The 18775-nt window shown below is 49.5% G+C and carries 16 protein-coding genes; 5 read left to right on the top strand and 11 right to left on the bottom strand.

Features of this window, described 5'->3' with window-relative positions:
* Window positions 1-7: 7 nt before the first annotated feature.
* From ACI1P2_RS11240 to ACI1P2_RS11205, 8 genes are all read right to left on the bottom strand, one after another.
* A complete protein-coding gene (locus tag ACI1P2_RS11240) occupies window positions 8-1066 on the bottom strand; it encodes an LLM class flavin-dependent oxidoreductase (RefSeq protein WP_355319734.1) in 1059 nt (352 codons plus the stop codon).
* A gap of 186 nt (window positions 1067-1252) precedes the next feature.
* On the bottom strand, window positions 1253-1738 hold the full coding sequence (locus tag ACI1P2_RS11235; protein ID WP_355319732.1) for a DinB family protein: 486 nt from the start codon (window positions 1736-1738) through the stop codon (window positions 1253-1255).
* Between the two features lie 147 nt (window positions 1739-1885).
* On the bottom strand, window positions 1886-2797 hold the full coding sequence (locus ACI1P2_RS11230; protein WP_355319731.1) for a LysR family transcriptional regulator: 912 nt from the start codon (window positions 2795-2797) through the stop codon (window positions 1886-1888).
* 406 nt (window positions 2798-3203) lie between these two features.
* Window positions 3204-3914 carry a DUF6518 family protein gene (locus ACI1P2_RS11225; protein WP_408976198.1) on the bottom strand — a complete coding sequence of 237 codons (711 nt, stop codon included), beginning with the start codon at window positions 3912-3914 and terminating at the stop codon, window positions 3204-3206.
* Between the two features lie 284 nt (window positions 3915-4198).
* Window positions 4199-5215, bottom strand: coding sequence for an SDR family oxidoreductase (locus tag ACI1P2_RS11220; RefSeq protein WP_355319727.1), 1017 nt, complete (start codon window positions 5213-5215; stop codon window positions 4199-4201).
* Window positions 5216-5443: 228 nt separating this feature from the next.
* A complete protein-coding gene (locus ACI1P2_RS11215) occupies window positions 5444-7840 on the bottom strand; it encodes a carbohydrate-binding domain-containing protein (RefSeq protein ID WP_355319725.1) in 2397 nt (798 codons plus the stop codon).
* A 21-nt stretch (window positions 7841-7861) separates the two neighbouring features.
* Window positions 7862-8545, bottom strand: coding sequence for a DUF4956 domain-containing protein (locus tag ACI1P2_RS11210; RefSeq protein WP_355319723.1), 684 nt, complete (start codon window positions 8543-8545; stop codon window positions 7862-7864).
* Complete coding sequence (locus ACI1P2_RS11205; RefSeq protein ID WP_355319722.1) at window positions 8538-9281, bottom strand: polyphosphate polymerase domain-containing protein; 744 nt, start codon at window positions 9279-9281, stop codon at window positions 8538-8540. Before ACI1P2_RS11205 ends, ACI1P2_RS11210 begins: the two co-directional genes overlap by 8 nt.
* A gap of 252 nt (window positions 9282-9533) precedes the next feature.
* On the opposite strand from ACI1P2_RS11205, the gene ACI1P2_RS11200 reads away from it, so the two are divergent.
* The 3 genes from ACI1P2_RS11200 to ACI1P2_RS11190 all read left to right on the top strand — a co-directional run bounded on the left by ACI1P2_RS11200 (window position 9534) and on the right by ACI1P2_RS11190 (window position 13184).
* Window positions 9534-10214, top strand: coding sequence for a response regulator transcription factor (locus ACI1P2_RS11200; RefSeq protein WP_355319720.1), 681 nt, complete (start codon window positions 9534-9536; stop codon window positions 10212-10214).
* Complete coding sequence (locus ACI1P2_RS11195) at window positions 10214-11494, top strand: sensor histidine kinase (protein WP_355319718.1); 1281 nt, start codon at window positions 10214-10216, stop codon at window positions 11492-11494. The genes ACI1P2_RS11200 and ACI1P2_RS11195 overlap by 1 nt, the downstream gene beginning before the upstream one ends.
* Window positions 11495-12158: 664 nt before the next feature.
* Entirely contained in the window at window positions 12159-13184 is a 1026-nt protein-coding gene (locus ACI1P2_RS11190) for a type II TA system antitoxin MqsA family protein (protein ID WP_355319716.1), read from the top strand.
* Window positions 13185-13330: 146 nt separating this feature from the next.
* Here ACI1P2_RS11190 and ACI1P2_RS11185 read toward each other — a convergent pair whose 3' ends face one another.
* Window positions 13331-13873: a hypothetical protein gene (locus tag ACI1P2_RS11185; protein WP_355319714.1), complete on the bottom strand. Its 543-nt coding sequence runs from the start codon at window positions 13871-13873 to the stop codon at window positions 13331-13333.
* 98 nt (window positions 13874-13971) lie between these two features.
* Between ACI1P2_RS11185 and ACI1P2_RS11180 the strand changes: the two genes are divergently transcribed.
* The gene (locus tag ACI1P2_RS11180) at window positions 13972-14886 is read left to right on the top strand and encodes a phosphatidate cytidylyltransferase (protein WP_355319712.1); all 915 of its coding nucleotides are present in this window, start codon (window positions 13972-13974) and stop codon (window positions 14884-14886) included.
* A gap of 68 nt (window positions 14887-14954) precedes the next feature.
* Here ACI1P2_RS11180 and ACI1P2_RS11175 read toward each other — a convergent pair whose 3' ends face one another.
* Together ACI1P2_RS11175 and ACI1P2_RS11170 are read right to left on the bottom strand one after the other, a co-directional pair.
* Complete coding sequence (locus ACI1P2_RS11175) at window positions 14955-17342, bottom strand: GH36-type glycosyl hydrolase domain-containing protein (protein ID WP_355319710.1); 2388 nt, start codon at window positions 17340-17342, stop codon at window positions 14955-14957.
* Between the two features lie 207 nt (window positions 17343-17549).
* Window positions 17550-18032 carry a DinB family protein gene (locus ACI1P2_RS11170; RefSeq protein ID WP_355319708.1) on the bottom strand — a complete coding sequence of 161 codons (483 nt, stop codon included), beginning with the start codon at window positions 18030-18032 and terminating at the stop codon, window positions 17550-17552.
* A gap of 144 nt (window positions 18033-18176) precedes the next feature.
* Here ACI1P2_RS11170 and infC point away from each other — a divergent pair, with 144 nt between their 5' ends.
* A complete protein-coding gene (gene infC / locus ACI1P2_RS11165; protein ID WP_355319706.1) occupies window positions 18177-18701 on the top strand; it encodes a translation initiation factor IF-3 in 525 nt (174 codons plus the stop codon).
* Window positions 18702-18775 lie beyond the last annotated feature (74 nt).

Here is an 18775-nt window from a genome sequence, read left to right as displayed (position 1 = left end):
TCATGGGTTATTTTATCCCATTCTCTGCTTCCCATTGAGCTACTTCTTCCCGTACCCGCGGCGCTACCTCGGTTCCGAGCAGCTCAATTGCGCGCATTACGTCTTCATGGGGCATCGTGCCGAGCGGAACATGCAGCATAAAGCGAGTAATGCCCACGTTCTTGCGCAGATCAATGATCTTGCGGGCCACCGTGTCCGGGTCTCCTACATACAGCGCTCCTTCGGGGCTGCGTGCGGCATCATAGGTAGCTCTGGTATATGGGCCCCATCCCCGCTCCTTTCCAAGCTGGCTCATGACCGCTTGGGTGGGCGGGAAAAATTTCTCCACAGCCGTCTCCAGATCATCCGCAATAAATCCGTGCGAGTGGGACGCCACCGACAGCAGGGAAGCATCATGTCCGGCATGGGCAGCCGCTTTTTTATACAGCTCCACGAGCGGCGCAAACTGAACCGGTCTGCCGCCGATGATCGCCAGCACGAGCGGCAAGCCGAGCAGGCCTGCCCGGATAACGGATTCTGTATTGCCCCCGCTGCCAATCCACACCGGCAGTGGATTCTGTACGGGTCGCGGATACACACCCAAATTGTTGATCGCCGGGCGATGACCGCCTTTCCAGGTGACTTTTTCGGACTCCCGCAATTTCAGGAGCAGCTCCAGCTTCTCATCGAACAGCTCGTCGTAATCATTCAGATCATAGCCGAAAAGCGGAAATGATTCGATAAACGAGCCGCGGCCCGCCATAATCTCCGCCCGCCCGTTGGAGATGCCGTCCAGTGTGGCAAAATCCTGAAACACCCGCACCGGATCGGCGGAGGACAGCACTGTAACCGCGCTTGTGAGCCTGATGCGTGTCGTCTGTGACGCAGCCGCAGCCAGCACCACGGCGGGGGAGGAGGCCGCATAGTCCTGACGATGGTGCTCACCCACCCCATATATATCCAGCCCCACTTTATCGGCAAGCACTATTTCCTCAACGACTTCACGTATACGCTGCGCATGGCTTATCAACTCACCGGTTACAACATCCGGCGTTGTTTCGACAAATGTACTGATTCCTATTTCCATTGAATGATCCCTCCTGGTTCATATCCTGTTTTATCACAAAAGGTAGGCCTATAGATTGCGTTAAATCGAATATCTTTATATTGAACTATTTTCGCAATCATTTCAAGTCCTACGCAAAATAAAAAAGGGACTCAGATTGTTTTCTGAATCCCTCGTTTTTACTATGTTGGAGAGCAGCAGTCGACGTTAAGACAAGCTGACCCAGCGATCCTTACGGTACTGCTTGGCGATATAAACGATTTGACCGGTATGGTATGCGTTATGGTACAGGCTTTTTTCAATGGCCTCGATGACGGTTACGGACTGTCCCTTGATCTTGATTTCCGTCAACAGCTGCTCTTCCCGGAGCGCGGCGAGTTGTCCCAGGAACAGGCTCCAGGCATATTCCCAGCGATCCAGCAGGGCTGCGCGGTCAAGCTCTTCATGAATGAACTCCGCATCGCGGTTTCGGTCCGGCTTCTCTCCGTCGGTGGTAAACATATCGGTCCATCGGGAAATCATATTCCCGCTCATGTGCTTGACGATCACGGTGATGCTGTTGGAACCGGGTTCAGGCGTCCAAGAAAGGGCGGCATCCTCGAGCTGCCCGATGGCAGCTTCAGCGGTGCGTTTCATGTCTTCCAGGCGGACTTTTACCGTGCTTTGGTATGCTGTGAACAGTGTTGATGTCATAAGTTGTGCCTCCTTTGGGATATCGGTCTGAAACACAAAAAATCTCATCTATGCCTCCTCTGCAGCGGTTTCAAGACCGTGCTGTACTTTCAGCATAATGAGATTCAGTGTATAAATCCAATATATATATCAAGCAGTAACATCAATTTAATTGATGATTGATGATCCGACCTGGGATAGCGGAGGAGCAATCATGGCCATAAAGTTAGCCGCTGGTGCCAAAGGCTCTTCGCCAATCCGGGTGTACAGCCGGATCGGGTCCTTGACGCGCATCCCGGGAACGCGCACTTCCGCAAGCTCGCCGGATTTGAGCTCCCGGGCTACCGCAAGCGAGGGCACCAAAGAAACGCCATATCCCGCTTTGACAGCTTCAATTGTTTCATGCATCCCTTCAATGCAGATCCCCGTTCGCGGCTTCGGCACTTCGTAGGCGTCGCAGAGGGATAGAAGCTTTCTGCGGGAATAGCTGCCTTCTTCCCGGAGAATAAAGGTGGTTTTCATCAGCTCCTGGAGCGTAGTGGCGGCGCCCGCCAAGGGGTGGTCCCGGTGGGCGATGAAGATTAGCTCATCCTCCAGCAGCGTGACGTATTCCAAGCCGGAATCCTTCGGGCCTTCGCCGCAGATGAGCGCAATGTCTACCGTGTGGTCAAGCAGCCGCTCCATCGCGGTGCGGGAACTGCCTCGAGTCAACTGAACATGCACCTTCGGATACTGCTGCTTGAAGCGGACGATCCAGGCGGGAATCACCGTCCGGCCGGGAAGATCCGTGGCGCAGATCCGGAGACTGCCTTCCAGCCCGATTTTGAGTGCGTTCATTTCCCGCTCCATCTCATATTCCAGCGAAAATAGCTGCCGTGCCCGGGCGGCCAGCCGCGCGCCAGCTGGCGTCAATTGGATGGAGCGCCCCTTGGAGGCAACCAGCTTCATCCCGAGCTCCTGCTCCAGATTCCGCAGCTGGGCGGTAGCTGCGGGCTGGCTGAGCTGCAGATTGCCGGCGGCCCGGGTCACACTCCCCTTACTGGCCACCTCCGCGAAAACACGCAATGCGTGCAGATTCATTTTTCTCCCACCTTTATCGTTGGATTATATTCAAATCGTCTTATATTTGTAGTTGTATACCTGCCTGTGACCTAATCATCAATTTGATGAATGCTTTGAAATATTGCATCCACCAGACCGATGAGTTGTTCTTATTGTACTTTGCAGGATGCTGGCCGTAAAGGTCGCTGGAGAAGAGGCATATGCATATGCATTAACGAATTTATGAAAAAAAAGGGCCTCTGACATGGGAGGCCCCTGAAAAATTTAGCTAGTTACTCCTGAAAAAGTCGATTTTTAAAGAATGCAACACACCCTTGGCATTTTTCAGTGAAGTCAATTTAGTCTTTGGCCGAATATCTATGTACTTACTTTCTTTAACAAGTGCTAATGTAGATTGTCTTATATTTGGTACATGACTCCATCATTATAATACACCGTTCATTCCACCAAAGATGCTTCCGATAATTCTAAAATTTATAACTATAAACGATAAAAAAATAGATATCAGGAATATAACTAAATATTCACTTCTTTTTTTCGGAATTAAAAGTAGTAAAACAATGATCATGATTATATATATTCCCATAAGCCAAGGTATTAAGTAATAATGATGGTGAATGGGTAAATAAGCATTACGTAATTCAAACCCTTCTGACAGCAATAATGTGATTGGAAGTGCCAAAACAATATTAGAAAATAATCCGTTTCCACGGGCATACCACATTATATAAGCACAAAAAGGCGATACTGCCGCACATATACTCCAAAAAATAATAGCTCTTTGTGGAAAAAAATGTAGAAAAAGCGTTGTGTAAGCATAATACACGGCAAGCATTGCTGCAAAAAAGGCGAATACTCTTATAGCTGCTAATTTGGGCGAATAGCTGAAAACAGATAAAAGTGTTGCAACAAATATCCATATACCAAGGCGCCCGCCAATATTATCGAATATTGGGTTGATATTTGGACTATCCACAAGTTTGGCAACTATACCCAAAACTGCTCCAATAATAATTGCATATACTATTGAAAGAGTTTTATGTTTTGTGTTTGATTTAATGGTAGCTCTGACCTGATTCAACCTGTTAATTATCACCGTTTTAATCCCCCCCCCATTTTTCATTCTTATTTTCATATACCAACAAGATCATATCATAATTTACATTAATTTACACAAAATTTGGACGCCTCAAAACTCAAGCAAGACAGCATTGAATTATGAAATTCATTCTACTAAAAAATAAAAAAACGGTTCGTATAATAAACTTTTGCGTACCAGGTTAGGGGGCTTTACGCCGCACGCTTGCCGCGAAATTTATTAACGAACCGTTTGTGAACATATACCTTTTGCGTACCCAAGCATGGCTCCTTATGCCGCACATTTGCCACGAAGGTATACATTCTTAGCGCTTAGGATTTTTAACTATTCAATTTTTCGAATCCCTGTTGCATTGTGGAGATGACATCATCACACCACTGGTCAAACTCCGGGTCTTCCCTTTGGAATTCGGGATGAGCCAGGATGTACTGAACTGTCCGCTTGATCCCCTGGTCAAGCCGGGTTGTGGCCGTGAAGCCGGGAACGAGCCTTTTCAGCTTTGAATTATCAAAGACTACGGAATTCGCCTTGTCCCCCAGCAGGGAGCCCCTGAGATCCTGCTTGCTGCAAGCAGCCAGGAATACGGATGGAACATGCACTGCGTTCAGCTTGACGCCAAGCGCATCGGCTATGATTTCATAGATCTGATTCCAGGTCACTGTCTCATCCGAAGTGATATGAACGGATTCCCCAATCGCATGAATATTGCCCATCAGTCCAATAAAACCTTTGGCAAAATCGCTGTTGTGCGTCATGGTCCAGAGGGAAGTTCCGTCCCCGTGGATAATAACGGGCTTATTCTCCAGCATGCGTTTGGCTACCTGCCAAGAGCCATTGCTTCCATGAACCCCAAGTGGGATGGAACGCTCATCATAGGTGTGGCTGGGTCTTACAATCGTTACCGGGAAGCCGTTATCTCGATACTGCTTCATCAAATACTCTTCGCAGGCAATCTTGTTTCTGGAATACTGCCAGTACGGATTGGATAAAGGTGTCCCTTCCGTAATTCGGTAATCGGACAAAGGGGTCTGATAAGCGGAAGCCGAGCTAATGAACATAAACTGCTTTGTTTTTCCCTGGAACAGGCGGTAATCACGCTCGACATGAGCAGGTTCAAAGGCGATAAAATCAGCCACGACATCAAATTCCTGACCTTCAATCAGTTGGGCGACATAGTATTCATCATTAATATCCGCCTGAAGGATTTGCGCCCCCTCCAGCAAAAACTCATTCCGATTGCCTCTATTCAGCAAGTAAAGCTCGCAGCCCTGCTTCAACAGCTTCCTGGTGATCGCCGAGCTGATCGTTCCCGTTCCTCCGATAAACAACGCTTTCATAAACTGCACCTCCCGGAATCGAATGAAATGAGTAATAAATAAACTTGCAGCTATAGCGTTATGCAGTTTTACCATCTTTACGATACCATGTACACCCGGCAATCACAATTTCGCAAACGTTGTCCAGACCGTGCTGTGAAATCAGCATATGTATGGCTGCTCCACAATAGTACCAAACATAGATAACAACCACCCCGTCCTGGAGTGGTTGCTATTTACTATATTTCCTTATTCAGCTTCTGTTGTCCCGTTGGTGTCCGTTGATTGTGGCGCTCCCGGCCCGCGGCCGGAAGGCCTGCTGCCACCCATGCCACCGCCAGGTCTGCGGGTGCCGCCTCCGGTCGTTACGCCGGATTCATTCAGCCATGTGGTCACACTGCCGGAGATGGCGAACTGAACAACCTGTGTTCCCCCTTCATACTCCCCTTCTGTGTACAGTCCATCCTGCACACCGCCTGTCGATGTGCCGCCGATATACAGCGTGTAGGAGGTTCCGTCCTTCAGGTCCGGTGAGCTGATGATCACACTCCGGAAGTCTTTGGCCGGCGCGAAGGTTGCTATCTCATTGCCGTCACTGTCTTCCAGATGAACCAGCGTTCCCGCCGTCTGGGTCTCCGTAAAGGTCATAGCCTCGGAAAGCTGGCTTGAGTCGTCCGAAGGAGCCTGCGCCATGCCTGCGCTGCCTGCAGCAATCAGGGTTCCGCCGCTGATCTCGAAGGTGCCGTCATAATCCAGCGCGCCATTGCCGTCGTTCACCGGGCCGTTGACGATTACTGTACCGTCAGTCATGGTAATTGTTCCGTTCGAGTCGAGTCCATCGCCATCCGCATTGACGGTCAGAGTCCCGCCGGAAATCGTCAACCGTGCGTTCTGGGCAGCGCCGAATCCGCCTGGTTCACCTGGTCCTCCCTGTCCGCGGCCTGCCGGAGCGTTCCCGTTTGCAGTGCCTGTCGAGGCTGTACCGCCTTCAACACCTGCTTCTCCGGTGGTAGTGTTGCCCTCATCGGCAGCTGTTCCTGTGGTTGTGTCACCTTTAGCAGCTGCTGCATCTGTGGTTGCATTTCCTTCGGCGACATCTGCCCCTGTAGTTGTATTGCCTTCAGCTGCAGTTGCGTCGGTGGCCACGTCACCCTCCGCCGCGTTGACACCGTCGTCGGAAGCGACAACATGGATATCGCCGCCGGCAACTGTAATGTCCGCTCCTTCGAGTCCTTCATAGCTCTTGGTAATGTCAATGGTTCCATCGGTAATCACCAACGCCGCGTCGGCATGTACCCCATCATCACCAGTGGCAATCCCGAGGTCCCCGCCTGTAATCGTTACATTGCTGTTGCTGTGCACAGCATCATCCTCGGTGTCGATGGTAAAAGATCCGCCGTTGATGGCCAGATCCGTTCCGGCCTTGATGCCTTTCATGCTTGGCGACTCTTCGGTGTCTGCAGTCATCTCCGAATCTGTCGAATCACTTGCACCAGACTCACTCGCACCAGATGCCGCGGCTTTATCCGTTGTTCCTGCTGCCGCAGCCGTCGTATCGGATGCCTCCGACTCTACTGCTCCAGTTGTGTCGGAAGCATCTGATGTGCTGGAAGCCCCCGAAGTATTCGTGCTGTTCGCAGCATCTGTCATACCCGGTGCGCCCATCGGAGCGCCGTCTCCTGGCATTCCGCCTTGACCCATGGGCCCAGGGCCGCTTTCCGTCTTGACTTTGGCATTCGCGCTTCCGCCGCCTGTTACGATATGATAAGTGCCTCCTTCCGCCAGGAGAGAGGTCTCTGCCTGAATACCGTCGTTTCCGGCTTGGATATCGAACGTTCCTGCCGCAATCGCGACAAATCCTTTGGTCTCGTCTTTGTCATTCGAGGATTTCATGCCGTCTCCGTCCGCGTCAATGGTGATTGTACCGTCATTGACAGCAAGCATGTCTTTTCCGACAATACCGTCATCGACAGCCTGAATGCTAATCGTACCGCTCATGATTTTCAGATCGTCTTTGCCGGTGATTCCATCATTGTAATTTGCGGTTACGGACAGGCTGCCCGTGCCGTTCATCGTCAGATCAGCCTTGCTGAAAATGGCCGCACTGGGCTCGTCGGTGCTGTCATTCTCAAACACATAGGTTTTCCCATCCACAATCGAGTTCTCGGTGCCTTCCTGAAGTGTCATGACGACTTTGCCCGCATCTTTTATGTAGACCGGGGCACTGTCGCTGTCCGTAATATCCACCCCGTTCAACACCAGATGAACGGTCCCTTCATCCCCCGCATCCACTACGACTTGGCCGTCGGAAAGCGTTCCGCTGAGGACATAGGTTCCGGCTTCCGTGATCTTCACCGTTCCGTCTGCCCATTTGGCCCCGGAGCCGCTGATGTCCGCTGTCGTTCCGCTCAGCTTTATAGCGGTTGAGGTATCTGCGCTCCAATCCGTGGCATGGTCTTCATCATCAAATGTCACCAGATCCGCCATCTTCAAATTAACCGCCTCGGCGGACGATGCCGTCGCGGCTGTCGAAGCTGCAGTAGCCCCACCGGTCTGCGCTTCCGTGGTCGTACTGCATGCCGTCACTAGGGCAGCGCACAGCAGTACTATGGCCGTTGCTTTTGTTTTACCGTTTAATTTCTTCATATCAATCCATCCTTCCGTATTTTAATATTCCGCAGTGGTGGGGCTCATGGTCAGAGAAAGATCCAGATTGCCGTTTCTGCACCGGATCTCATCCAGAAATTCCTTCTGATTGGTCTGCGGACTCAACGTAACCGCGTAAACCAGCTCATACAGGCTGCCGAGCTCGGTCGTTTTGATCTTCTTCAGTTCGTATGGGACATTAAACTTTTTGAACACTTCGTCAAAAGCTTCTTCATATCCCAAATTCTCGGGAATGGTTACCTTAAGCGTTTTTTGCATCGTTTTTCTGGCGCCATAGTTAAAGCGACTCAGCGTAAACATGAGCACACAGAGAATGATGGTGAACAATACGGCATAACCGTAAGCGCCGACGCCGCACGCCAGGCCAGCAGCCATCGTAAACAGGACATAAGCAATATCCTTCGGGTCGCCCGGCGCGCTTCTGAACCGGATGATCGAGAATGCGCCGGCAAGGCTGAATGCTCTTGCGATATTGCTGCCGATCATCAGGATGATAATGGCTACAATGACGGGCAGGATGACCATCGTTAACGTGAAACTCTGGGCGTAGCCGTTTGGATTGGTTTTCATATAGGTCATGCTGATGATGCCGCCCAGCACAATCGCCAGTAAAATGGTAAGTATCGTACTTGTCAGCGTCATCTCCGTACTCGTTAAAGTAGTGGTAAAAAGGGATTCAAGCATATAGAATTCGCTCCTGTTCCGTGCTGCTGTTCTTCAACATTTTCTTGTATTCATTGCCGTATTTGGAGAAGCTGGTGCGGTACAGCTTGTGCTCGGACAGCATGACCGACAGCCACACCGGAACCGTCTTTTCCGCCTTCACTTCCATCAGCCATTGGTCTTCTTCCAGCAGCTGCTCTCCATAGTCGCCTTGCTCTAAGCTGAGGTCATACCGCCTGCTGCGAATGTTGGTGTCAAACGTGATTCTCAGATCGCGGTTATTTTTGCAAAACAACGCCTTCCGCTCATAAGCGAGATACACCTTGGGCTGCAGATCGTACAGCCGCAGGAAATAGCTGATTTCATTTACAACCTGACGGTTCATGTAATCCCTGAGCTCCGGTGCCTGTCCGGTGCGGACAAACTCGTAGGCTTCGTCCAGCTTCAAGGCGGTGCGTCTCTTATTGACAAGACCAAACACCTTTTTCTTAATCTCCAGATATACCTTCGCGTCCTTTTCAGGAACACCATAAGCTCTCAAGCGGAGCTTCTCCTTGTACTTCGGCTTGGCCAGACTGGCCCGGATCAAGGAGTCATGGACCGTATCAAAATATAAATTGCTTATGGAATAAAACTCATGCTGCTTGTTATATTCGTCAGGCTCCATATATTCCAGCAGATCCTGGTATAACCTGCGGTACGCTCTGCCGTTCAGCAGGTATTTGCTCTCATAGCGGTTGAATACCTCGATAGCCATATGCCCCATTCCTTTCTGTTGTTCGTGTGCCTCATGTGCTATGTTGGTATCGTAACGGGCAAACCTTTAATGAATCTTAAATGGTTTTACATTCTCTTAACTTTTTTTGCATTCCGTTGACGTTTCCGATCCTGACCAAATTTTCCTTCATTATATGGCTCTCGTACTGGCGGTCCGGTTAAGGTTGATTAAAGGTAAGCTTGATATACTCTCACTGCAAGCAATGACAGATCATATAGAGGATGACAAACGATGAGAATATTAATTGTAGAGGACGAGCTTCATCTGGCAGAGGCATTGACCCAAATTTTAAAAAAGGAAAATTACTCGGTAGACGCCGTCCATGACGGCCTAACGGGGCTTGATTACGCGCTGAGCGGCATATACGACCTGCTGCTGCTCGATATTATGATGCCGGAAATGGACGGAATCAGCGTGCTGAAGGCTGTGCGCAAGGAAGGGCTCTCCACCCCAGTCATCCTGCTTACGGCCAAGGGCGAGGTGTCGGATAAAATCACGGGACTCGATTATGGAGCAGACGACTATATCGCCAAGCCGTTTGCCTCCGGCGAGCTGCTGGCGAGAATACGCGCCGCTCTGCGGCGAAAGGGAGAAGCGGTAATCCCTGAGGAGGGGCTGAAGTTCGGGGATATCGAGCTAAACACGAATGCTTTGAGACTTTCCGTGAAAGGTAAAGAAATCAAACTCAATTTAAAGGAAAGTGAGCTGCTGGAGCTCCTGGTATCCAGGAAGCAGGCCGTCACCTCCAAGGAGCAAATCATTGAAAAGCTGTGGGGCTTCGATTCAGACGTGGAGCATAACAATGTGGAGGTCTATATTTCCTTTCTCCGCAAAAAGCTTGTCTTCCTGGATTCGGCAGTCCGTATCAGCACCATCCGGGGTGTCGGGTATGTATTAGAGGTGAGCTCCTGATGTTTACGAAGCTGAGAAACCGATTCCTGATTGTCAATCTGGTCACCATCACGGTCATTATGCTTGTCGCCTTTGCAGCCATCTACACCATCACCTACCGGGATGTGCAGAGCGACATCAATATGGAGCTGCGGAAAATATCGGATTCCTATCAAACGAAGTTCGGTGAATCACCTCCGCCTCATGGTGGCACGACCGGCCCCCAGAGTCCAGCGAACGGAAAGAAGATGGACGACAACGGCCCGCCGCCGGAACGGTCGATATCCTTCATGGTGCAAACCGACCAGGATTGGAACCGCACCTCGGCCAAATCTCACTTCGGCACAGACAATATGGACAGCGATTTTTACGATCAAGCGCTGGAGCAGGTTATTTCCAAGGATAGCACGCGCGGCAAATTCACATTGGACGGGAGCGACTGGACCTTCAGCGTACAGCCGGATGATCAAGGGTATATGATTGTGTTTATGGATACCAGTGCGCAGCAGGAGATTCTGGCGAACTTAATTTATACCTTCACAGCCGTCGGGCTGGGCATGCTGATTGTCCTCTATTTCACCAGCCGTTTCTTCGCCAACCGGTCGATTGAGCCGATCAAGGAAGCCTTTGCGAAGCAGAAGCAGTTTATTGCCGACGCCTCACACGAGCTGAAGACACCGTTAACCATCATCAACACGAATACGGATGTTCTGCTGTCCAACGGCACGGATACGATCCAAAATCAGACGAAGTGGCTGCAGTATATCAAGTCGGAAACGGAAAGAATGACCAAGCTGACCAATGACCTGTTATACCTGACGGAAATGGACGATTCACGTACAGGTCTGCTCTTTTCCAGATTCGATATGAGCGAGGCGGTTGAAACCATTATTTTAACGATGGAGGCCGTCATTTTTGAAAAACAAATCAAGCTCGACTATGACATTGAGCCCGGGCTGACGGTGCTCGGCAGCAGCGAACAAATCAAGCAAGTGGTGATGATCCTGCTGGACAACGCTGTAAAATACACCCCTCCCTCCGGGAAGGTAACCGTCGCGCTCAAGAAGCAGCATAACGATGTCGTTTTAGCGGTTTCCAATACCGGAGAGGGCATAGCTCCTGAGCATCTGCACCGGATTTTCGACCGCTTCTACCGCACGGATACCTCCAGGGCGCGCAAGCAAGGCGGCTACGGTCTCGGCCTCGCGATTGCCAAATCGATTATCGATCAGCATAAAGGAAAAATCTACACCAAAAGCGTGGCGGGTGAATCCACCACCTTCTATGTCCAGCTTTCTTGAGGGAATAAAAGAGGCTGTCCGAAACAGATCATGGATCTGTGTGACAGTCTTTTTTCCCACTGTAAAAATTGTTTTTGGATTAATCTCCATTCATAAAGTATCAATTGATACCTTCTGGATTATCGTTTATAATCTTTTTAGGTATCAAATGATACCTTCAGGTGTATATTGTATGAGAGGCGTGATCAAAATGGGGTAAAAGAGGATTGTGAAAGCTTTCTAAGTGACATGCGTGATAAAATCGTCGCTAAAAAACGCCACTTTGTTCGAAGGACCATCGAAGGAAAAAGCTACCTCGAGCAACTTGGGGAATTACGTCTTACAAGTGTGGAAGCGGCTTGGAATTGCATAATGGATTTAACTTTCATCACTATGTAGATGGGCCTGACTTTGACCATCTGGATATTGAAAGAAAACAGGGTAAGATTATTTGGATTTTCAAAATGGAAATTAACGAAATTATTACTTATATCAAACTAAAAGATGAAAGTTTCGGCAGAGGTTGTGTATGTCTGTCTTTTCATAAGGACATGCCGAGATAAGACGGGTGCTTCTCTCACCCGTTTACTCTTGGTAAAAAAGTTTAATGATTATTCAGATCTGATTGATTAAATTTGGGTTAATAAATTAAAGAGTGCCCATGGAAAATGGAGGAAATAACACTATGAAGGAGACAAGAACGAGATTCTGCGACGAATGTGATTGTGAGCGGACAGTTCGTGTTCTTGAGCGGAGGGAATCAATGCCTTTCGGTGGAGAGTATTTTGATATCATTCGCCGTGTCGCAATTTGTGAAGTTTGCGGGCATGAAGTTTACGACGAAGAACTGGATACCGAAACATTACAAACATTGAGTAAAGCTTATGAAAAAAAGCATTCTATAAATGCCACTTTTATCAAGGACATTCGTTCCTTTTTTGGAATGACCCAGCCGATTTTTGCCAAGATATTAAATATGGGTGTGGCAACTATAAAAAGATACGAAACTGGGCAGTCAATTCCCAATAAAACACAAGCCGGAATTTTTAATATTTTAAAAAAGGATCCAGAAAATATAACTCAGTACTATGAAGAAAACAAACACAAATTAACTACACATGAACAAAAAATTGTTGAAGAAAGACTCAACAAGTTATTCGAAAAAAAGAATAAAGTTCAAGCTACATTGCACAATCTACTAATAATGAATTACAACCATTTTAAACAATCTAAAGATAATGGAGAAACTGGCTTTTACCTTAAAAAATTGATTTCATTAATTCAGTACTTATCAAAGAATGGAGTTTTAAAAACGAAACTTATGAAATTAATGTGGTATGCCGATTTTCTGATGTACAAAAGAAACTTTACTTCAATAACTGGTATGGTTTACGTCCATAAACCATACGGTCCTGTTCCTAAAGATCATGATTTTTTACTGAGCTGCCTTGAAACACTCGGTGAAATAAGAATAAGCACGGAGGAAAGCAATAATGGGTATACTCGTATAACAATAAAGTCTAATAAGCAACCTAACGAGAGCTATTTTACAGACAAAGAAATATCAGTTATCAAAGATATTTTAACTTTTTTTGAAGATTATAATTCCACTAAAATAAGCAATTTTGCACATGAGACAGATGCTTGGAAACAAACAAAAGAGGATCAGATTATTTCCTATGATTATGCCAAATCAATTCAGTTATTATAAACGAAAAAAATTACAAATTAAAGGGATTTTAAGAGATTACCAAAATAGCCATCCTCACTGGATGATTATTTTGAGTTATACTTGATCATATCATTCGATGGGACTATCCGAAGGTAATCACCTATGGATAGTCCTTATACTTTCGTTCAAGCCGATGGATCATACTCGCTCAGCCTGCCCTCGTAAATCAGCCGCAGCCGCTCGCTTTGCCGGAAATCGTCCGGCGTCACGAGCGCGGGCAGCTTGTTCCAGATATGGATACCGGACCGCTGCAAAATTTCCGCGACAAACTGTGAGCAAAAATAGGAATTGCTGAACTCGACCGGCTCCTTCAGGGCAACACCGATCACGCCCAACAAGTTGTACATATATCTCTGACGGCTGCGGATAAAGATGTGCAGGACTCGTCTCATTTTCTCGACCTCGCGCTCGGTGACACGCAGTTCATAAATGACACAGGTTGTGTTCGGGTACTTGCTGAACGTGCCTGTCTTGATATCCTCCTTCACGAACCCCCCGTTCAGAGGATTGCTGGGATGCTTTCTGCCGAAGCTGTACAGCTCCGACAGCTCGCGGTCGAAGGAAATCGAAGCATGGTTATAAGGCGCTCTTGTATAGGTTTGAATGACCCTCGTGAATAACGTTCCGGTATTCGTAAGCAGTATAAAAACCGATCTCTCCGCTTCCATTTTACAAAATTTCCCCTTACCAACTTTGAACTGTTCCTTCATAATAACATAAGATTCTGTAAATTAATCTCATTTTGCGACAAGTTGGTGATTTGCCTTTGAAAGGTTCGTATTATACGTTAGCTCTTATATTTGCCGCCCTGCTCGCTATCCAGTTGATTTATTATATTGTGAGCAAATTACAGTCTGGCAAGGATTACACCGCCATCGGCTACCGGATCAAAACCTGGTGGGGCATGTTCTTCATCTTCTGCCTGGCTACCCTGTTCAACTCGGTGGTGTCGCTGCTCTCGCTCATGGTGCTTACCTTCTTCGCACTGAAGGAGTATTTCTCCATGATCAAGACGAGAAAGGCCGACCGGCGGCTGTTCCTGTGGGCCTACCTGTCGATTCCCGTGCAGTTTTATTGGATTTATATCGGCTGGTACGGCATGTTTATCGTCTTTATTCCAATCTATGTGTTTTTGTTCCTTCCGCTCCCTCGCCTGATTAACAAAGGCACGGTCGGATTTCTGCGCAGCGTCAGCTCGACCCAGTGGGGGCTCATGCTGATGGTATTCGGGCTCAGCCATCTGGCCTACTTCCAATTCGCGACGCCGGAGTACGGCGCAGGGCTTGTGCTTTATCTGGTCGTGCTCACACAGCTGAACGATGTGGCGCACTACCTGGCCTCGATCTACTTCGGCAAGCGCAAGGTGGTGCCGACGGCCAACCCGCATTTAACCTGGGAAGGCTTTGCGAGCGCATTTGTGATTACAACCGCGGCTTCTTATTTGGTCTATCCTTATCTGACGCCGCTTGACTCGACCTTTGCGCTCATTTTCGGCATGCTGATCAGCCTGAGCGGATTCTTCGGCAGCCTGACGGTGTCCGTGCTGAAGCGGGACCTGTTGATCGCCGATGATGACAAGTTTGATGCGCTGAAGCAAAGCTACTTAAGCCGAGTCGACAGCCTGACCTACACCTCGCCGATCTTTTTTCATGCTCTCCGTTATTTCGTTGATTTCATGTGATACAGGTTACCAAGGAAAAAAGGTGTTCTCCGGTTTTATCACCAGGGAACACCTTTCTTTTATTCCTTTTACACCTCGTCCGGTATTTTAACCAGCACATTATATTCGGTATCCGGCTGCAGGTCTTTCAGAATGCCGTCGGCAACGGGAGCACCATCGGCATACACCTCTATGGCGTTAAGTCCCGGTTCCTTCTTCATGACGATATGAAGATTGGCACCCCTGAAATCCCGTTTGACCGTAACCTCTTTCCACCCGGCAGGAAGCTGCGGCTTGATCTGCAGCCCCTCCGCACAGCCCTGCAGCCCGAACAGCCCGTCGATCAGGCAGCGGTACACCCAAGGAACCGTCCCCGTATTAAAGAGATGGCTGGAACGACCCGCAGTGCGCGGGAACTGGCGGTAGGCTCCGCGATAATAGTTCGGGATAAATACAGGCAGCTGTCCGCGCTGCACAATATCCTCCAGATCCGGACCGGGAAGCATTTTGCGAAGCAGCCGGTAGGCATCCTCCTTCTCTCCGACAGCATAAAGGGCGTAAATGTAGAAGGCCGCAGCATGATTGTAAACCGCGCCGTTCTCAGCAGAGCCCGGATGCTTCTGCGTGACCCTGCCTACATCCTCACGCATTGAGGTGAAGGATGGGGCCAGCTTCTCCACACCATATGGCGTCTCCAGCTGCTCCGCGACTGCTCGCATCAGCTTGCCCTGCTTCTCCTGGTCGGCAGCGCCGCTCAGCATGGACCATCCCTGCGGATTGATGAAAATGCGTCCCTCGCGGTCTGTGCTGATCCCGAATTTGACGTTGTCATCAGTGATGCCGCGCGCGTACCATTCGCCGTCCCACAGATACTGGTTAACGACCTCATTGGTCCTCTTCGCGTCTGCCCGAAATTCCTGGGCCTTATCCGAATGGCCGCTGCTCTCGCAAATCCCTGCCCATACGTTGAAGGCATAGGCCGTCGCGATGGTCAGCCAGCCGGAAACCCCTTTGCCCTTGTAACCGACCATATTCATCGGGTCGCACCAGTCGCCCTGGTTAATATAATTCAATCCCCGTTCATCCCGGTCGTTCATCAGCCAGTACATGGCCTTGTTGATATGCTCGAATACGGGTTCCGTTTCCGAGCTGTCGGCATAAGGAAGCTTTTCCTCCAATATGGAGTAATCGTTCGTCTCATCCAGATAGGTGCTCAAGCAAATGGGCAGCCAGACGCAATGGTCCGTATGCGGAACCTGATTAATGTACTTCAGCTCCGCATCCTTGTGCAGAATGATGCCGTCCGGCATGGCACCGCTTGCATTTTGCTGGCTTAGGGCTATGAGAAAGGCCTCCCTGGCCGTCTGCGGTTTGATATAGCTCATGCCCATATGGTCCTGCAGAAAATTGCGCGTCTGCGGATCGGTTGTGAGGCGGTTCGTTTGTCCATGATAATACATCTGCCGCGGCAGCCAGTGATTGACGAAGTTGTCCAGATCCGGGTCCGGCGTTGCAATCTCGATGCGGCCTCTGCCTTCCCGTATGTAGCGGTCATATTCCCGTTCAGCCGCCGTGAAGCCGTCTTCGCCATCAGCATTGGTATTCAGCAGGTAGCTGCTGCGGATATGGGCAACCTGTTCTTCATCCTTGGCCGGTCCGAAAATGAATCTGTAGGCCTCCTCTTCGCCTGGCGCCAGCTCTATCCGATACTGCAGGACAGCTGCGGGCGTTTCGTATCTTGCATCCCCTTTGGACAGAAGCTCCTGATCCCGGACCGCTGTTGGCATGGCAATGCCGCCCTCTCCTTCGAAGGCCTCCTGGTTCACTTCCCAGGCCGCAGGCTTCCGCTCCGCGATCAGGAAGGTTTTGTCGCTGAATTCCTTGATTTTAGAATAATCCTGATATTTCTGATATGGGGTGATCGAAGTACACACAATGGCTTGCAAATCCTCGTGGTACTGACCGGACTGGTTCATCCATGACATATAACCTACGGTGAAATATGGGTAAATGCTTAACTTCCTTGGCGCTCCCGACAGGTTCTTCACCTTCACACGCCACAGCTCCATAGCGTCTTCCCGCGGCAGACTCAAGCTCATCTCGACATGAATCCCCTTACATTCCACCCTCCATACAATTCTGCTCTTCCCGATTGCAAAAGTGTATTGATCCGCCGGTACGCGCACAGGCTCATACGGAGCAGAGAACACTTCGCCGCTTTCCTCATCCTTTATGTACAGAAAACGTCCGGGATGATGCGCATAATACGGCTGCTCGGGCTGCATGAACGTCTTCGCCTCCAGATTTGGCGCGTGAGAGTACTTGGCAGGCTCCGGCTGCATAAATTGGGCCACGGCATAACCGCGGCAGTTCATATGGATCATCATCTTCTCATTCCAGAGGAACCCTGAAGCCTTGGGGAGGGCGGTAGGGCTAGACAGCTCATAATACTCTTGATCTTCCGAAGCTCTAATCATTTTTCATACCTCATTTCCATAGGTTTCAACAACGATTCAGCAGATTGGAGGCGATATGTGTCGGTGCAGGTTCTATCAATCTACCACGGGTTTCCTGTTCATTATATTACACTGGACCGGACAATAGATAATCCCGATAAAAATAGATGCCTGACTTTCGGCGATGCCGATTGAAAGATGACCCATGCCGGCTGCTGGTTATTTTTCTTATTCTATTATGTTGTTCTCTAGTTGCAGCTTTCGGATCAGAACGATTTGCCCAATATGATATGAATTATGGATTGCAGCATTACTAATTACTTCCCACCAGGCTGCAGACATCGGGAACCCAAGCGCCGGTGCCTCAAGGCTTTCTTTACTCAGCAGATCTTGCCATCGCAGCAGCGCTTGAAGAAGACGCTCTCTCAAATTACTGAATGAAGTATGCTCCGGCAGGATAAAGCTATCGTTGTTGTCTTTTACCGCTACCGCTGCATCCGTGCGGCCTTGCTCAAATCTGGTCAGCCATATCTCATTCCAATACAGCAGGTGCTGCGTGATCTCGGCTATGCTGTAACATTGCGGAGCAGGCTTCCAAAAAGCTTCTTCCTCGGTAATCCTTTCAACCGCCTGTTTAAAAGGCAGATGCCAGCTCGGGTCATCCGCATTAGCCAACAACTGATTTGCAAGAACATCCTTCGCGTGCACCATCCGTACCCGCCTCCTTCTATTCATGTTTCAAGGCATTATCTTCTGATTATACCTGCTGTTTGGAATTAAAGTGACCTGGAGTTTGAATATTAAACTGCCAATGGATATGATAGCTTTATCATTGTTTTGGGGAGGCTTCGTTACGTGGCAGTCTTAATCAACGAGCAAATTAGAGCTTCCGAGGTGGTGCTCACCGGAGTTAACGGGGAAAATCTCGGTGTCGTCTCCAGAGAAGAGGCGCTTGCCATGGCCCGCTCTCAAGGGCTGGACCTAGTCTGCACCTCGCTCATGAGCAGCCCGCCGCCCTGCAGCCTGGTCGTCAAGGGCAAAGGAAAGGCCCTCGCTCAGAAGAAAGCGGGAAAAGCAGACAGCGGCAAGCCTGCGGGGAAGAACGCAAAAGGGAAGAGCGCCACGGAGAAGGTCAAGGAGCTGCGCTTCACCGCTCATATTGAGGAGCATGACTATGATACCAAGCTGCGGCAGGCGGACAAGCATCTGCGCTCAGGCAAGCCGGTGCAGCTGGTCGTCAGAGCGACGGGCGCCAAAGAAGCCGCTGCCGCCAAGGCAGTGCTGGAGCGGCTGCTGGCTGATCTGAAAGAGGCCGGAGTGAAGGAAACGGGTATCCAGACAAGCGGCAAGGGCTCACAGGTGAAGGTCAATCCGCGTTGAACGGCAAAAGCCGCAGCATGGCATTCATACCCATGCTGCGGCTTTTATGTTATACCCGCTCCCTCGGCTCCGCT

This window comes from Paenibacillus jiangxiensis, assembly GCF_046098255.1.
GTDB classification, from domain to species: Bacteria; Bacillota; Bacilli; order Paenibacillales; family Paenibacillaceae; genus Paenibacillus; species Paenibacillus jiagnxiensis.
Note: the sequence above shows the minus strand (reverse complement) of the source record. Positions and strands in the feature narration are given on the sequence as shown.

Coding starts and splice junctions, on each gene's coding strand:
- ACI1P2_RS11210 (WP_355319723.1), bottom strand. CDS start 8,545: ATGCTTGAATCCCTTTTTACCACTACTTTAACGAGTACGGAGATGACG.
- ACI1P2_RS11230 (WP_355319731.1), bottom strand. CDS start 2,797: ATGAATCTGCACGCATTGCGTGTTTTCGCGGAGGTGGCCAGTAAGGGG.
- ACI1P2_RS11225 (WP_408976198.1), bottom strand. CDS start 3,914: ATGAAAATAAGAATGAAAAATGGGGGGGGGATTAAAACGGTGATAATT.
- ACI1P2_RS11240 (WP_355319734.1), bottom strand. CDS start 1,066: ATGGAAATAGGAATCAGTACATTTGTCGAAACAACGCCGGATGTTGTA.
- ACI1P2_RS11220 (WP_355319727.1), bottom strand. CDS start 5,215: ATGAAAGCGTTGTTTATCGGAGGAACGGGAACGATCAGCTCGGCGATC.
- ACI1P2_RS11195 (WP_355319718.1), top strand. CDS start 10,214: ATGTTTACGAAGCTGAGAAACCGATTCCTGATTGTCAATCTGGTCACC.
- ACI1P2_RS11175 (WP_355319710.1), bottom strand. CDS start 17,342: ATGATTAGAGCTTCGGAAGATCAAGAGTATTATGAGCTGTCTAGCCCT.
- ACI1P2_RS11200 (WP_355319720.1), top strand. CDS start 9,534: ATGAGAATATTAATTGTAGAGGACGAGCTTCATCTGGCAGAGGCATTG.
- ACI1P2_RS11215 (WP_355319725.1), bottom strand. CDS start 7,840: ATGAAGAAATTAAACGGTAAAACAAAAGCAACGGCCATAGTACTGCTG.
- ACI1P2_RS11235 (WP_355319732.1), bottom strand. CDS start 1,738: ATGACATCAACACTGTTCACAGCATACCAAAGCACGGTAAAAGTCCGC.
- ACI1P2_RS11190 (WP_355319716.1), top strand. CDS start 12,159: ATGAAGGAGACAAGAACGAGATTCTGCGACGAATGTGATTGTGAGCGG.
- ACI1P2_RS11185 (WP_355319714.1), bottom strand. CDS start 13,873: ATGGAAGCGGAGAGATCGGTTTTTATACTGCTTACGAATACCGGAACG.
- ACI1P2_RS11170 (WP_355319708.1), bottom strand. CDS start 18,032: ATGGTGCACGCGAAGGATGTTCTTGCAAATCAGTTGTTGGCTAATGCG.
- ACI1P2_RS11205 (WP_355319722.1), bottom strand. CDS start 9,281: ATGGCTATCGAGGTATTCAACCGCTATGAGAGCAAATACCTGCTGAAC.